General features: G+C 55.2%; 11 protein-coding genes. 1 reads left to right on the forward strand and 10 read right to left on the reverse strand.

What is annotated here, in order from left to right:
- Positions 1-17: 17 nt before the first annotated feature.
- Positions 18-1,034 (reverse strand): TRAP transporter substrate-binding protein, encoded by a 1,017-nt coding sequence (locus K3727_21980; GenBank protein UWQ93664.1) that lies wholly within the window; start codon positions 1,032-1,034, stop codon positions 18-20.
- A gap of 171 nt (positions 1,035-1,205) precedes the next feature.
- Between K3727_21980 and K3727_21985 the strand changes: the two genes are divergently transcribed.
- The gene (locus tag K3727_21985; GenBank protein ID UWQ93665.1) at positions 1,206-2,126 is read left to right on the forward strand and encodes a LysR family transcriptional regulator; all 921 of its coding nucleotides are present in this window, start codon (positions 1,206-1,208) and stop codon (positions 2,124-2,126) included.
- Between the two features lie 230 nt (positions 2,127-2,356).
- On the opposite strand, the gene K3727_21990 is transcribed toward K3727_21985, so the two are convergent.
- The 9 genes from K3727_21990 to K3727_22030 all read right to left on the reverse strand — a co-directional run bounded on the left by K3727_21990 (position 2,357) and on the right by K3727_22030 (position 16,294).
- Entirely contained in the window at positions 2,357-4,771 is a 2,415-nt protein-coding gene (locus tag K3727_21990; protein ID UWQ93666.1) for an FAD-dependent oxidoreductase, read from the reverse strand.
- 4 nt (positions 4,772-4,775) lie between these two features.
- On the reverse strand, positions 4,776-7,193 hold the full coding sequence (locus tag K3727_21995) for an FAD-dependent oxidoreductase (GenBank protein ID UWQ93667.1): 2,418 nt from the start codon (positions 7,191-7,193) through the stop codon (positions 4,776-4,778).
- Positions 7,194-7,197: 4 nt separating this feature from the next.
- The gene (locus K3727_22000; GenBank protein ID UWQ93668.1) at positions 7,198-8,694 is read right to left on the reverse strand and encodes a trimethylamine methyltransferase family protein; all 1,497 of its coding nucleotides are present in this window, start codon (positions 8,692-8,694) and stop codon (positions 7,198-7,200) included.
- 150 nt (positions 8,695-8,844) lie between these two features.
- A complete protein-coding gene (locus K3727_22005) occupies positions 8,845-10,476 on the reverse strand; it encodes an ABC transporter ATP-binding protein (GenBank protein UWQ93690.1) in 1,632 nt (543 codons plus the stop codon).
- A 10-nt stretch (positions 10,477-10,486) separates the two neighbouring features.
- Positions 10,487-11,314 carry an ABC transporter permease gene (locus K3727_22010; GenBank protein ID UWQ93669.1) on the reverse strand — a complete coding sequence of 276 codons (828 nt, stop codon included), beginning with the start codon at positions 11,312-11,314 and terminating at the stop codon, positions 10,487-10,489.
- Positions 11,315-11,318: 4 nt separating this feature from the next.
- Entirely contained in the window at positions 11,319-12,275 is a 957-nt protein-coding gene (locus tag K3727_22015; GenBank protein UWQ93670.1) for an ABC transporter permease, read from the reverse strand.
- Between the two features lie 76 nt (positions 12,276-12,351).
- Entirely contained in the window at positions 12,352-13,905 is a 1,554-nt protein-coding gene (locus tag K3727_22020) for an ABC transporter substrate-binding protein (protein ID UWQ93671.1), read from the reverse strand.
- A 29-nt stretch (positions 13,906-13,934) separates the two neighbouring features.
- Positions 13,935-14,804 carry a hypothetical protein gene (locus K3727_22025; GenBank protein UWQ93672.1) on the reverse strand — a complete coding sequence of 290 codons (870 nt, stop codon included), beginning with the start codon at positions 14,802-14,804 and terminating at the stop codon, positions 13,935-13,937.
- Positions 14,805-15,367: 563 nt separating this feature from the next.
- Positions 15,368-16,294 (reverse strand): LysR family transcriptional regulator, encoded by a 927-nt coding sequence (locus tag K3727_22030; GenBank protein ID UWQ93673.1) that lies wholly within the window; start codon positions 16,292-16,294, stop codon positions 15,368-15,370.
- Positions 16,295-16,366 lie beyond the last annotated feature (72 nt).

Consider the following 16,366-nt stretch of genomic DNA (forward strand, 5'->3'; position numbering starts at 1 on the left):
TTTCATTCAATTCGGGATCACTGGGAAACCGGGTCGCGGCCAATGGCGGCCAGAACGGCGTTCAGTTTTTCAACACCGCCGATGCTTTCGTAGAACTTGGGCCAGACAGCTGCAGTCGCCAGGTCGATGAATTCCTGTTCGTTGTTCTCAGGAACAGAGATTGTCATGCCTTTTTCGACCAGAAGCTCTTTGATTTCAGCTTCTTTGTCCCGCAGGAACTGAGCAGACGCCGCTGTCGCAGCTTTGCCTGCTTCCAGAATGATTTCCTGGTCAGCCGCAGACAGCTCCTGGAAAACCTGCTCGGAAACGATGAGAGGTTCGATCGAGAAGATGTAACGGATCTCAGTTACATAGTTCTGAACTTCGTAGAATTTCATCGCATTGATGGTGGTGTAGGGGTTGTCCTGACCATCGACAACTTTGGTTTGCAGGCCGGCAAAGGTTTCCGACCACGCCATTGGGGTCGGGCTGATGCCCCAGGATTTGTAGGTGTCGATCATGATTTCGTTCTTGGGAACGCGGATCACGAGACCCTGCAGGTCTGCCACCGATTCAACCGGCTTTTTCGAATTGGTCAGAACCCGGAAGCCTGTGTAAGTCCATGCGATGATGCGGACGCCCGCGTCATTGATGGTGTTTTCGGTCAATTCGGCACCAATTGGGCCTTGTGTCAGCGTTTCTGCATCTTCCAGGCTGAGGATCACATAGGGCAGCGAAAACACACCGACCGTGGGCGAGAAAGGGGTAACATTGTTGATTGCCAGCAACGACATGTCCAGCGTGCCGATGGCTGCGTCATTGACGGTATCCTGTTCGGAACCCAGCTGACCGTTCAGGAACAAGGTCGCCGTGTGTTTGCCGCCGGACAGCTCTTCGAGGGCTGCTTTGAAACCCAAACCCGTGGCTTCCTGGCTGGAGCCGCCGCTGTCACCAACTGCGATTTTAAAGTTTTTTGCTTGTGCAGCTCCGGTAGCGAGCATGGCAGTGACGGAAACGGCTGCGGTCAGGGTGCAGACCTTCTTGAGAAATGACATGGATATCCTCCCTGGTTGTCATTTTTGAAATCTCAAGGTGCGCGCCGGCGCGCCCTCCAGTTGCGCATCTGCCGGTCCGATTCTGCCTCGGTGGACGTGCTTTACCTTGCGAAATACGTTTCAAGAATGTAAATTTTTGCGCATAAGGTTTCATAAATTGCGAACATGGTCATGGCACAGAAACAACTGGTTACAAACATCGGGGACGCGGATCTAAAACTGTTACGGATTTTCAGATCGGTGGTTGAAAGTGGGGGATTGTCGGCCGCTGAAACCGAGCTAAATATCGGTAAGTCAACGATATCAAAGCATTTGGCAGACCTGGAATACCGGCTGGACCTGAAGCTGTGCAATCGCGGTCCCGCGGGGTTTTCGTTGACTGTAGACGGTGAAAAGGTTCTGAAGTCTGCGGAAACCCTTTTGGATTCAGTCCAAAGTTTTCGTGCCGAGGTGAACGAAATTAAACAGGAACTGGTTGGGACGATCCGCGTCTCTCAGTTTGACCTCTGCGCATCCAATCCCGACGCGAGGCTTGCGTCAGCAATCAACGCGTTCAACACGCTGGCACCCGAGGTCGAAATTGATCTCTCGGTCGAACCGCCGAATGTCATTGAAACAATGGTTTTCAACGGTGATATCGACATTGGGATCATCGCCAAACACCGGGTTTCGTCTAGCCTCAGCTATGTTCCGATTTATGATGAGAACATGTTTTTGTACTGCGGGCGGCTGCATCCGTTTTTTGACCGGGACCAATCCAACCTTGCCTTGGACGAAGTTCGTGCGACCAACTACGCGGGGATCAGCGTCAATTCACCGAACCTATTGGTGGGGCAGACGTTGAAATTGCGCCGGTCAGCCAAGGTGCAATCCGAACATGCGTTGACCATTCTGATCCTGTCCGGGCGATATATCGGTTTCTTGCCTGATCATCTGGCCAGCGGTTTTGAAGCTCAGGGTCTGATGCGGGCCATTCTACCCGAGCAATTGCACTACAGGGCCGAATTCTCAGCCATTACCAGGCGCAACCCGGATCCAAACAGGATCACCAAGCTGTTTTTGGAAACATTGGAACGCGAGCACGCGTGTTGACGAGCAGGCGGGTGATTCCGCCAGCCCTCCGATATTTGCGACATTGTGTTCTCTGACCAGTCAGGCCAGTAGGATCAGGCAGGCGGTGTCGAATAGCAAAACCGGCGCTCTGAGTCGGTTTTTGACGGTGGCCATCAACACGGCTGCGATACTGTTTTGGTTCCCGCGGCCAACTGATCCAAATTCTCTGACGATGGGAAATTGGCGCAACCGAGAACTTGTGCCGCGCCTCAAATTCGGACGCGGTCCATCTTGGGATCGTAACGGGATTGCAGGCTGCCAGAAGCTGGTACAGGGCGTCCGTTGACCATCACTGTATAGGATTCAGCTGCAAGGTCTTTTGCGGTCATTCCCTGTGGCAGGGATACGTAACCCATTCCAACCGCTCCACCAACCGTCCAGCCAAAGCTGGCCGAGGTCATACGCCCGACAATTTCACCATCCCTTAGAATTGGCTCCTTGCCAAAGATCAACGCCTCAGGATCGTCCAGCCGGAATAGCAGCAGCCGGGACTTGGCACCGCTACTGCGCATGGCTTGGATCGCGGCTTTGCCAGTGAACTCGGTGTCAAAATCGCACGCGAAGGTGAGCCCGCTTTCAACAGGACCATCAAAGGGCCCGATGTCGTGCCCCCAATGTCTGAAGCCTTTTTCGATACGACAGGAATCCACGGACATGCCACCACAAAGACGAGGTGAATTTGGTGAGGCCATCACAGTTTCGTACACCTGCTGAGCAAATTCCGCAGGCACGTGCAGCTCCCAGCCCAGTTCACCGACATAGGTGATCCGCTGCGCCCGTACCGGTGCGTGGCCCACGTGAATTGCCTGCCAACTGGCAAAAGGAAAGGCATCGTTCGACAGGTCTGCGTCGGTCAACGTGCTCAGAAAATCGCGGGCGCGTGGCCCCATTATGGCCAGCGTGGCCTCGGAGGATGTGACGTTTACGACGCTGACGCCAGTGCCTTCCAGCTGGGATTTCAGCCAGCTTTCGCACTGTGGTTCTGCGCCTGCAGATGCCATCACCAGATAACGTGTGTCGGATTGGCGGGCGACGGTGATATCAGCTTCGATCCCGCCTTGTTCATTGAACATATGGGTGTAGATCAATGCGCCCACAGGCACTGCCATATTGGCCCCGCATAGGCGCTGCATCTGCGCCTCGGCCTCGGTACCATCAACAATAAATCGTCCAAAGGTCAGGTCGATCATACCCAGATCACTGCGTATGGCGATGTGTTCATCGCGCCAGTCATCGAACCACGGCTGACGGTCGAACCCATCAGTCATCTCGCGGCCAAAGTACAACGGGCGTTCCCACCCGTTCGCACTGCCAAATTGCGCACCTGCGGCCTGAAGGTGGCCATAGTAGGGCGTGCGCCGAAGCCCACGCGCCTGTTCCTTGCGCAGATAAGGCCAATGCATGCCATAGGCATGGCTCAGCGTTTCAGCGGCTTTTTCGGATGTGTAACTGCGGGCGTTTAACCCTGGCACGATGCGGCGCGAGTCCACATCGGTAAGGTCCATCGTCATATGGCCCGACATGATCCATTCTGCCAGCGCCTTGCCTGCGCCGGGTCCGTTTTGGATGCCGGTAGAATTAAATCCTGCTGCCACCCACAGGCTCTTCACATCCGCGATCGGTCCAAGATAGTGCTTGGCGTCGGGAGTAAAGCATTCTGGTCCGTTAAAGAACTTGCGAATGCCAGATTCGGCCAAGGCTGGAACGCGTTCCATCGCGGCTTCAAGGATCGGATAAAGATGTTCTTCATCACACGGCAGCTCGTCAAATTCGAAGTGCGCGGGCAGGCCATTATCCGGCAACCATGGCGTCGCATGAGGTTCAGAGCAACCGATCAACAGCTTGCCAGCGTCCTCTTTGTAATAGGCGTATTCATCCATCACCCGCAGGATAGGCAGATCACCGGTGACGCCTTCTATTGGATCAGTCACCACGTAGTAGTGATTGGTATAGTGCAGCGGGATGTTCACACCATGTGACAGCCCGAATTCACGGGCCCACATGCCTGTTGCATTGACCACATGTTCAGCACGTACCAGTCCGGCTTCGGTTTCCACGCCCACGGCACGCCCGCCTTCGATGACGACCTGTTCAACCTTGGTGTCTTCAAAGATTTGTGCACCGTTCATACGGGCACCTTTGGCCAATGCCATGGTGGTATCGATGGGGTTGGTATAGCCATCGCCGGGGAACCAGAACGCGCCTTTGGCACCGTCTGTGGACAGCAATGGCCAGCGATTTTGCGCCTCGGCTGTACTGATTTCTTCGGCGCGAATGCCGCAACCATGGGCATAGTCGACCTTGCGGCGCAACTCCTCCATACGGGCATGATTCAGCGCGACAGTCAGCGATCCGTTGCGTTTGAACCCGGTGTTTTGACCTGTTTCATCTTCAAGGCTTTCCATCAGATCAAGGCCATATTTGGCCAACGCTGACATGACTGGCACGCCTTGGGTTTCAGAGACCAATCCAGCGGCGTGCCATGTGGTGCCGCTGGTGAGTTTTTTGCGTTCGAACAGTGCGACGGACCATCCTGCCTTGGCGAGGTGATAGGCGGTGGCGCAGCCAACGATACCGCCGCCGATGATGGCGACCTGCACGTCTGTCGGAAGAGTTTTTGCCATTGGGTTACCCTCTCAGCCGATCGTTTTCAGGATCATAGAACGGTAAGCTGGCAACCGTGGCGCGTACAGGTTGGCCCAGAATTTCGATGTGGAACACATCGCCAGGGGTCGCAGGCACTGTAAGATATCCCAGAGCAATACGCTTGCCGACCCGAAACCCGGTGCCGCCCGAGCTGACATAGCCCACAGGGGTACCATCGCGACAGATCGGGTCCGACGACAGCGCATCCGCGCCGTGGCCGTCCAACACGAACGCAGTGAAATGATAGTCTTTGGGTTGGTTCGCTTGCGCAAGAAAGGCGTCGCGCCCGACAAAGCTGTCTTTCTTCTTGCTGACAAAACGATCCAGGCTGGCATCAAAAGCGGTATATTCGATGCCGAAATCAGCCCCCCAACCGTGATAGCCTTTTTCCAGACGCATCGCGTTCAACGCATAAGAGCCGAATTCGACCATGCCCTTGTCGGCACCTTGTTCCATGATCGCCGAATAGACAGTAACGAGGTCTTCATTGCGCATGTGCAATTCCCAACCCAACTCGCCGACATAGGAGACGCGCAACGCAATGACAGGTGCGCCTGCGATGGTGATCTCACGCACGGACATCCAAGGTGCGTTTGCCTTGGACAGATCGTCGGTAGTAAGCGGCTGCAGAACATCGCGTGATTTGGGGCCCATGACCATCAAAGCTGCGTCGAAATCTGAGCCTCTGCGCAGGGTGACGCCGGTCTCCGGCAGGAATTGGGACATCCAATCGTGGTCACGTTGATCGGCCAGCGTTGGCCCGCACAGCAGGTACTTGTTGTCGTCCAAACGGGCAATTGTGGCTTCGGACCAGATCTTGCCCTTGGGGGTCAACATATAGCTAAGTTTGACCCGGCCCACAGAGGGCATCGCGCCACAGAACACGGTATTCAGGAAATCGGTCGCACCCGGTCCTTCGACCTCGTATCGGGTGAAACCACCGTGATCCATCACACCGACATTGTCGCGTACGGCCTGACATTCGGCGGCCACAGCATCATGCCAACACTCGTGATGAAAGCTAAGTGCACCGTCGTTTTTGATTGTGTCCGTTTCGAACCAGAACGCCCGTTCCCAACCAGCGACCTGTCCGAACACAGCGCCTTTGGATTTGAGCGTGTCGTAGAGGGGCGTGGTTTGCACTGGCCGCGCCGATTCCCACAGGCGATGCGGGTAGGGGATCGAGTATTGGTTTTCGTAGAGTTCGCTGGCACGGGTTGCGGTATAATCGAACGTGGCCCAGTTCTCGTCGAAACGACGCGGGTCCCACATCGACATGTCCCACTCTGTTTCGCCTTCGGTGATCCATTCCGTGAGCGTTTTGGCCGCCGCGGCAGAATGCGTAATGCCGACCGGGAAACAGCAGGCATGATAGAAGTTTGGCAACCCAAAAGCAGGACCACAAAGCGGAGCGCCATCGGGACTATATGGGATGGGGCCGTTGACGAAACGCCCGACACCGGCCTCGCCCAAAATCGGCACATGGGTCAATGCCGCGTCCAGAACTTCGGCAATGTCATCTACGCTGTCCGGGTAAAGCTGATTGGCAAAACAATCGGGCATTCCATCCAGCCATGCGGGGCGCCCCGCGTGACCGTAGGAGCCCAACAGCAACCCATTCCGTTCGCGGCGCAGGTAATACATGATGTCCGGGTCGCGCACGAGCGGGAAGTTGTCTGGATTGGCCTCCAGTTCCGGCAAGGCCTCGGTCACCAGATACTGATGTTCCAACGTCACAACAGGCAGTTTTTGCCCAACCATTTCGCCAACAACACGACCGTAATAACCGCCTGCGTTGATAACGATGTCAGCGATCACGTCGCCTTTGTCAGTGGTCACCTGCCATTCGCCAGAGGATCGGCGGCTGATGTCCGTGACTTGGGTAAAACGCGCGATCTGAGCACCCAGATCCCGTGCTCCCTTGGCTAGGGCTTGGGTCAGCTGGCTGGGGTCCACATCGCCTTCGTAGGGGTCGTAAATGCCGCCGATGATGCTATCGCCCGAACTGAAATAGGGGTGCATATCGTCCATTTCCTTCGGCGACAGCATGGCCATTTCATAGCCCAACCCCTTGGAAATCCCTGTTAGGTGACGAAAGAAATCCATCCTTTCGGGGGTGTGCGCGGGCCAGAATGCGCCCGTGTGGCGATACGTGATCGGATAATCGACCTCTTTGTCCAAATCCTTGTAGAGCCGCCAGGCATAGTTGCCGGCGCGCATGCCGCCCCAGCTGTTGGCATAGGTCGGAATGTTGCCCGCCGCGTGCCATGTCGATCCCGAGGTCAGTTCGTTCTTTTCGATTAGCAGCGTATCGGTCACGCCCGCCTTGGCCAGATGATACAGGGTCGACACGCCAACCGCGCCGCCGCCAATGATCAATACTTTTGCTTGGGTCTTCATGAGTTCAGGCTTTCAGATGAATAGGCAAACGCGCGCGCAACGCGGCTTCGATTTCTGCAGAAAGATGGTCAGGGGCGGGCAGGGCGTCGATTTCGGCGGCCCGGATGATGGCTTTGTCCCAGATGGTCTGAGCGCCACTTTCCAACCAATCATTAACGCTTTGGCGATCGCCTATGGACGGATAAACATATTCCTTGGTCATCAAGTCCAACGTTTGTGCAGTCCCAAGAAAGTGACCTTCGCCGGTGACGACCTGTTCAATCATATCCAGATCAATGGCACCGTCGAACATTTCGACCCCGCGTACAGATCGAAGGATCGCGCCGCACATATCGTCGTCGATCACCAAAGCCTCTTTGCTGGCGGCCATGATGGAGCCCAACATCCCAACGCTGAGATTGATCATATCCGCCCCGGCCTGGGCGGCCAAAGCGATGGTATAGCCCTTTTCATAGCCTGATTGGGCGTCTGCGGTCTTGGCGTCGGTCATACCAGCCGAAACTGTTGATGGAATGCCAAGGTTCAACAGCAATTGTGCCGCTGCGGCATTGGCCACTGCAGCCTCACCCGAGCCACCCGTCATCGCGCCAGTGCGCAAATCCGAGATGAACGGCAGAAACGCCAAAATGCATGGGAAACCGGGTTTCATCATGTTGACCAGCACAAGGCCCGCCAGTGACTCGGCCAATCCTTGGGCCAAAGCACCTGCCAGGGCGGCAGGGCTGGTTGCGCCTGCTTGGGCAGCCGAGCAGATTTGCAACGGCATCCCCAGACGCACGCATTCGCGCATAACGCCACAGGCTTCCTCCGCCAATGTCAGCGGCGGGACGACGTGACAGATCGAAGCAAAGCAAAACGGTTGCTTGGCAAAAGCCCCTTCGCCGCCCAAAGCCTCGTCAAACATTTGGACCACTGGGGTCACGTTCTCCGGTTCGAAAAAGCTGGTGCCAATGGGTTTAGAAGTGGCTTTCATCGCCGTAAAGGCTGTGTTGATGTCCAGCGTCAGAGGGTCTTCGAGGTCGCGCGCTACAACAGGGCGCAGCGAGTAATGGATGTTGTCGCAGGTGTCGACAATGCGCATCAAGTCATAGAGATCGGACAGTTTGCTGTCGCGGAATTTCCCTGTGCTGGATTCCAGAACCTGAACGGCTGCTCCGCCGGTGCCGATGTGTACGCGGCCGCCGCCAACTTCGATCCCGCGGTCCCGAATGAAGCCGGGCAATTCAACCCGCTTGCAGGATTTGGCGATCATGTCTTCGACCAAAACCCGTGAAAAGAGCAACCGCCCATCCGCGCGTTCTGTTGCTCCGTTGTCCAGCGCCAGCGCGCGAATATCAGCAGGGGCGTTTGAAATGCCAATCCGTTCAAGGATCTCAAATGCTGTGTCAGTGATGTTTTTCAGAGATTCCGGGCCCAGCGGCATAAAGCGACCGCCGATTGGTGGTGTGGCGGAAATCTGGGGTTGGCGGGGGGTCCCGCGCTTTGTTCTGGTGCGCCGCATCAGCGTCCTCATCCTTTGGTGTTACCGCATCTTAGGAACGCATATTGATTAGCTCAATTTCATAAGTTTCCAACTTTTGTGAAAATTTTTCATCCTAAATTTCGCGAACTGACAAAAAAACCCGGAACAGTCACTGTTCCGGGTTCCAATTCAACCAGCCGCACGTTGCGCGAGTGTTCGGTTCAACCAATTGGGATCCATTTCCGGAACTGACGACAAAAGCAGTTCGGTGTATGGCGCGTGTGGCGGGGCGAAGATTGAATCTTTCGCCCCCTGTTCCACAATCTTACCATGCTGCATCACCACCACTTCGTCTGCGATCGCACGGACCGTCGAAATGTCGTGGGTGATGAACATATAAGCCAAGTCGTGTTCTTTCTGGAGCTTGTCCAGCAGACGAAGAATGCCTTCGGCCACTAGCTGATCCAAGGCGCTGGTGACCTCGTCACAGATCACCAGTTGCGGAGAAGCCGCCAAGGCTCGGGCAATTCCAATACGCTGCTTTTGTCCCCCCGAAAGCTCGGACGGCAGCCGGTTCAAATATTGGTCCGGCTCCAATTCAATCGCATCCAACAGAGCACGGATTTCTTCGGTTAACTGTTTGCCCCGCAACCCTTTGTAGTAGGTCATGGGGCGACCGATGATATCACGAATCCGCTGTTTCGGGTTCAGCGCAGTATCGGCCATCTGATAAATCATCTGCACTGCTTGCAGCTGTTTCTTGCTCCGCTTACGGAACTCATGCGGCAACGCTTCTCCATTCAACAGGATATCCCCGTTCAGCGGAGGTAACAGTCCCATGACCGACCGTGCGGTGGTTGATTTTCCAGACCCGCTTTCCCCTACAACAGCCACTGTGCGACCTGCGTGGAAATCAATCGAGATGTCGTCAAGCACCGGACTGGACATTCCGGGATATTGGGCCGTGACATTGCGGAGGGCTATGACGGGTGATTTTTTCGTGTCGATCGGTGGCTTCTCCGACGCTCTGAACGCGCGTACAGCCCAAAGCGACTTTGTATACTCTTCGCGTGGAGCGTCTAGCATGGTTTTGGTGTCAGAAACTTCGACCTCGTTCCCATGACGCAGGACCATAATCCGGTCCGCCATCTGGGCCACGACGGCCAGATCATGAGTGATGTAGATCGCGGATGTACCAAACTGATCGACAATATCACGGATTGCAGACAGCACCTCGATCTGGGTGGTGACATCCAGCGCAGTTGTCGGTTCGTCAAAAATGATCAAGTCAGGTCGACAAGCCATCGCCATGGCTGTCATTGCCCGCTGGAGCTGTCCGCCGGACACCTGATGCGGATAGCGAAATCCGATCTCGTCTGGGTTAGGCAGTTGCAATTTACCATACAGGTCAATGGCATCCTTGCGCGCCTCATCCCTGTTCATAATGCCGCGTCGCACCGGGAACTCAGTATGTTGGTTGATCAGCTTGAAAGCCGGGTTAAAACTGGCGGCAGCTGATTGTGCGACATAGGCAATCCGGGTCGACCGCAAGTTGCGGCGGGTTTCACGGTCTGCGCCGGTCAATTCTACACCGTCAAAATGTACAGTACCCCCGGAGAACCGGCACCCATCCCGCACATATCCCATGGCGGCCAGGCCGATAGTTGATTTCCCGGCGCCACTCTCACCGATCAAGCCAAGAACTTCACCCTTGGCGAGCGTCAGATCGATGCCTTTGACGATAGGTTTCCATTTGTCCTCGGACAGGCCTTCGATCTTCAGGCCCTCTACGGTCAACAGCGGTGTGTTTTCTTGCGTCATATTCATGGCCTCAGGTCTTTAGTCCACTGGCTTTGTGCAGCATCCAGTCCACGATAAAATTGATCGACACGGTCAAAAGGCCGATGGCGGCGGCTGGGATCAGTGGGGTCAGATCGCCAAAGGTGATCAGCGATGCATTCTCTCGTACCATTGATCCCCAATCCGCGGCGGGCGGTTGAATCCCCAACCCCAGAAACGACAGACCCGAGATGGTCAGGAAGACAAAACAGAACCGCAACCCGAACTCTGCGACCAGCGGCGGAGCGGCATTTGGCAGGATCTCTTTGCGCATGATCCACCACAGGCCTTCGCCGCGGATCTGGGCGGCTTCGACGTAATCCATCACCACAATCCCCATCGCGACCGCGCGGGCAATCCGGTAGACAAAGGTGGCATAAATCAATGCAATCACGCCGATCAAGCTGGCCACAGACGCACCAAAAATGGTCAGCAGCAGCAGCGCAAAAATCAGTGTTGGGATCGAAATCACCACATCGACAGCACGCGACAGCAACTGGTCCACCCAACCCTGCAAGATGGCGGCAAAAAAGCCAGCCGCGCTGCCGACAACAAAGGCGATAATAGTGGTCACCAGCGCAATGCCGATGGTGTTGCGCGCGCCATAGATCATCCGCGTTGCCATATCCCGGCCCAGGCTGTCAGTGCCCAACCAATTGACCGATGACCAGGGTTCGTATTCGTAGCCAACGATCTCGCTCTCGCCAAAGGGGGCGAGGACCGGCGCAAACAGAGCCACAAGGATATACATCAGGATCACAATGACCCCGAATTTGGCCGTCAGGGGCGCCTTGTGCAGTTCATACATCACAGCGTTCATCGGATCACTTCCTGTGCAAGAGACGGGGGTTCGAGGCGATCGAGATCAGATCAGACGCCAGGTTGAACAGGATGTAGGTGGCGGCAAATAACAAGCATGCAGTCTGCACCACGGTAAAGTCCCGCTTGGCCACACTGTCGACCAGCAACTGTCCCATGCCGGGATAGACAAACACCACTTCGACAATCACGACCCCGACGATTAGATACGCCAGGTTGATGGCGATAACGGTTACAATCGGTGCAATCGCATTGGGCAGCGCGTGGATCACAATCAGGCGGCGCTGGCTGGCACCTTTCAATTGGGCCATTTCGACGTACGGCAAGGCCAGCAGATTGATCAGCGATGCCCGCGTCATGCGCATCATATGGGCCGTCACGATCAAAGTCAGAGTCAATGCAGGCAGGAACGTACGATAAATCCGATCGGTAAAGGGCGCATCTTCGGACAGGTTGGCAATCGACGGAAACATCGAAAGTTCGACCGCAAAGATCCAGACCAGGATATAGCCGACAAAGAACTCAGGCACCGAAATGGCGGTCAGCGTGGCGACGTTGATGGATTTGTCCAGCAGCGTATCGCGGTGCAATGCGGCTACGACACCCAGGATCAACGCCAGCGGTACTGAAATCAGGGCAGCGAATCCAGCGAGAAAAAAGGTGTTATACAGCCGCTCGGAAATCAGGTCGGAAATCGGGATACCTGAAATCAGCGAAGTCCCCAAATCCCCCTGCAGAAACCCACCAAGCCAATCCAGATAACGGGTGTGAGCAGGCAGATCTAGCCCCAACTCACGTCGGAACGCTGCGAGGTTTTCCGGTGTTGCGGATTGCCCGAGAACTTGTTGGGCCACGTCGCCGGGTAGTAACTCGATGGACAGAAAAATGACGAGAGACACTGCGAACAGTGTCAACAGTCCAAGCGCCAGTCGTTGAACGAAAAGCCTGAGAAGGTGTTGCATGCCGGATTATCGGAACCCTTGAATGTGAGAAATGGCGGGGCCAATGGGCCCCACCAACAGATTTTTTCTGAAAGACTTAGACTTTCCACCAGCGTTCGATGGCCTTGTAACCATCCAAAGCCCAATTGGAGGCCACGTCTTCGGAATGGCTCACATCAGCGCGACGGGCATAGACAAAGTTACGGAAGAACGGGATCACCGACCCGCCCTCATCTTTCAGAATTGCCTGCATGTCGCCGTACATCTGACCCCGTTTGGCTTCATCCAGTTCAGAGCGGGCTGCCAGCATCAGCTGCTGGAACGTATCGTTGCTGAATTCACTTTCGTTCCAGTCGCCACCCTTGGAATAGGCTGTGGCGAAAATCATGTCCGGCACCGGGCGCGCGCCCCACGAGCTGGTAAAGAAGGGTTTCTTCATCCAGACGTCGGACCAGTAGCCATCACCGGGTTCGCGTGCGACCTGTACATCGATGCCACCGGGGGCCGCGTGTTCACGGAACAGCGTGACGGAATCGACCGCGCCAGCGAACAATGAATCTGATACACTTAGCGATACGCTGAGACTGTCCAGGCCAGCTTCTTTGAGGTGGAATTTGGCTTTGTCCGGATCATAAGCGCGTTGTTCCAGCGATGCGTCGAAGTAAGGCATCGAAGGTGCAACCGGGTGGTCGTTGGCCACGGTTCCATGCCCGCGCAACACCTTCTTCACCAAGGCTTCACGGTCCACCCCGTACTTCAGCGCAAGACGCACGTTGTTGTCGTTAAACGGTGCCTGAGAGCTTTGCATTGCAAAGGTTGGGTGGAACCCGCCCGAGATCGATTCAATGGCAACGTTTTTGTCGCGGCCCAACAAGCCCAATGTCTTGTATTCCGCAGATTGAACTGCGTCGATTTCGCCGGTGACCAGCGCTGTTGTGGCCGCACCAGAATCCGAGATCAGCAGCAATTCGACAGTGTCAAAGTTTGCCGCGCCCTCTTTCCAGTAGTTTGGATTGCGTTTCAAAACGGTTTTTACACCGGGTTTCCAGCTTTCCAGAGTGTAACCGCCGGTACCTGTGCCTGACAGATCCAATTCTCCATCATCGCCAACCGGCATGATCTGGAAGTGGTAATCTGACAAGATGAAGGGGAAGTCGGCATTTGGGGCAGACAGGGTAATTTTGATCCCGTCGCTGCCCTCGGCTGTGATGTCAGCAACACCTGCCAACAGAGACTTTGCGCCTGACGTTGAATCCTCGCCACGGTGCAGGTTCAGCGAGGCGATAACGTCCTCGGTACCCAGGGTCTTTCCATTATGGAAGGTCACGCCTTGGCGCAGTTTGAATACCCAAGTTTGCGCATCATCAGACGACCAGTTGGTGGCCAACTCAGGCTTCAACTTGTTGTCTGACCCGATTTCCGTGAGGTTGTTGCGCAGTGCCCAACCCACCATGATCTGCTGTGAACCGCTGGCTTCGGCGGGGTTCAGAGTGTCGCTGGTTCCACCTTGGTTGACCGAGACACGGAATGTTCCGCCCTTGGTAGGCGCGGCAACTGCCGGGCGCGGCAATTGCGACAAGCCCAATACCGCAGCCGAGCCCGTCAGGAACCCGCGGCGGCCGATTTGCAGGCCAGATGTGTATTTTTTCATGTCTTGTTCCTCCCAAGAAGTGTATTGGTTCAGCCCGATTGGGCGAGCTGTTCGTCGCGTGCGAAGTGATCCGGGTGCGCTTCGCCCCAGATTCTAATGGCCTTGTCCGATGTGGTGATGTCGGTCGGGTTGGTTACGTAGCTGAGCAAGAGACTTTGACGTTCACTGCCTTGCGGTGCAGTGACCCGGTGCAACGTGTACCCGCCTCGGAACAATTGCAGATCACCCGGGCGCAATTTCAAAGTGCGCAGGTTTGTGCGATCTCCGTCCAGCACCTGTTTCACCGCGTCGTAGTTTTCGTTCTCGCGGCTACGCAGGTTGGGCACATATTCAAAGTCCCCACCCCGATCCGACTGTTTCAATCCGAAGGAAACGGTGAAGTCGTTGTTGTCGAAATGCCAGGCAAATTCGCAGCCATCGGGCTGGACGTTCACATTGGTGCAGGCGTAAGGGTCGCGGTAGGTATAGAGTTTTTCATACCAAAGTGCCTGAGCCACGAACCGGCATAGATCCGGGTTTTGAAACACTGCCCATATCACCCCATCGCGGGCAAATTTGTCGCCGCGCACCATGCCATGGCGCCGTGGGGAAAAACGGTTCAGCGGATGATCTTCTGGGGTGTCTTCGGGCGGATTCGAGAAATAGGGGTTCAAATTCGCCTCGTGGAACACCGCCCCATCAGCCAGCTCTGCTGCTTCGCGTTGCATGGCTTCGACGATTTCAGGCCGTATGAAATTGGGCAACTGCGCACAGCTGACAGTATCAAGACCTGTGATCGCCTGCTCGAGCATGATGCCGTAGGCGTCGCTATCGGGCTGGTTCAAAGGATAGGTTTCGACGTCAAACAGCTTACTTGTCGAAAACTCAGTGGTGCTCAAGTCTGTGGTCATATCGGCCATTGGCATCCTCCCTTTGCGCAATTCTCTCCCGGGCTCTGAAAGCAGTGGCTTTCAAAGGGATTCGAGACTTCGGACGTGATAGGTCTGCGTTAAGTTTCGGCCATAATTGCGCTGCTTAAGATTATTTCAATTTAATAATAATCTGATTTTGATGAAAAGAATTCACCCAAGATGGTGAGGCCCTTCGAAAAGCCCTGCTGGGACGCACATCTTCCGAAGGTGCCAGAGGTGTGAATTTTTCAGAAATTAAATTCGGTCCAACTCGAGCAGCACGCGTCAGACCTTACGCACTTCAAAGCGTATCCGATTGAAATTAAGCCATTAATTCACTGGTCTTGAGCATTCAGCCAAAAGCGGCATACCCTGACAGTTGGAAATCCTTCAAGGGCATGCCGTAGCACCTGTGAATTCTCTCAGCGTCAACGTGTTCAGAAGATACGACTCCGACGATCACGTAGACCAAAATCGCAAAATTTGACTGAATTTTTTTTCATCACCACCTGATATTGTAGGGTGCGCACGTCAAATCGGGCCATTTCACGAAACGAAAATGGACTCCTCATCTACATGCTGTGAAAGCCCGAATCCGGCATGTCGCACCACTCTGCCAGTAACTCGGCAACCAGCATGATCGGGTCATCCTCGACCATGTCTTCTGATCTTAGGACTGCGCACCAAGGCACGGTAATACCCTCTTGAGTGACCTGTGCGCCCACGATTCTCTGTTCTTTCAAGGCTGCCTGCAGCGCCCAGCTGGACAAAACACTGGTGCCAAGATCCGACGCCACCAATTCGACGATCGCCTCTGGCAGTTCCACGGTCGCTGCCCATTGCGGATAGCTGTCAGTGGGGCGGAACAGACGGGCAAATTCCCGATCTGGTTCTGGAACTTTGGTATAGGTGATAAAGGGTTCCCCCTCGATATCAGTACCTTCGACGAACGCCCTGTCTGCCAGCCGATGCGTCGGTGCCATGATATACAGCAGAGGATCATCAAACAGGGCCAGGCTGCCCAGACCCGCCTGAGCGATATTGCCAGACACCACGGCAATGTCGATGTGCCGGTTGAGCACTCCGGTCAGGGGATCGCCTCGGGCACCGGCCATGATCTGAATATCGATCCCCTCGGTCCGGGTTTTTAGAAATTTGATAAACGAAGGAAGCCAGCGATAGTTGCTATAGGCTTCGACCGACAATCTCACCACGTGCTGAATGCCACGGTTCATGCGCCGCACGTCTTCTTCAGCGCGACTCAGGTCCGACAGGACACGTTCAGCGACCACCGCTAGATAATCCGCCGCCGGTGTCTTGCGGAGCTTTTTGTGCATCCGGGTGAACAAGGGCACGTCAAGACGTCGCTCGGCCTCGCGCAAGCGGTGTGACAAAGCCGAAGGAGTAACCCCCAAAACCTTGGCCGCATCAGTGATGCGTCCGGTTTCGATGATCGCCTGAATAAGTTGCAAATGGCGTAGGTCGAGAAGGGGTTTCATGAGGTTGCCTGAATTTGATTCATTAAAATGAGAAAACTTCGAGATTGATCCTCAGTCAAGATGAATGTGAAA

It is taken from the genome of Rhodobacteraceae bacterium M382 (assembly GCA_025141015.1).
Classification (GTDB): Bacteria; Pseudomonadota; Alphaproteobacteria; order Rhodobacterales; family Rhodobacteraceae; genus Aliisedimentitalea; species Aliisedimentitalea scapharcae.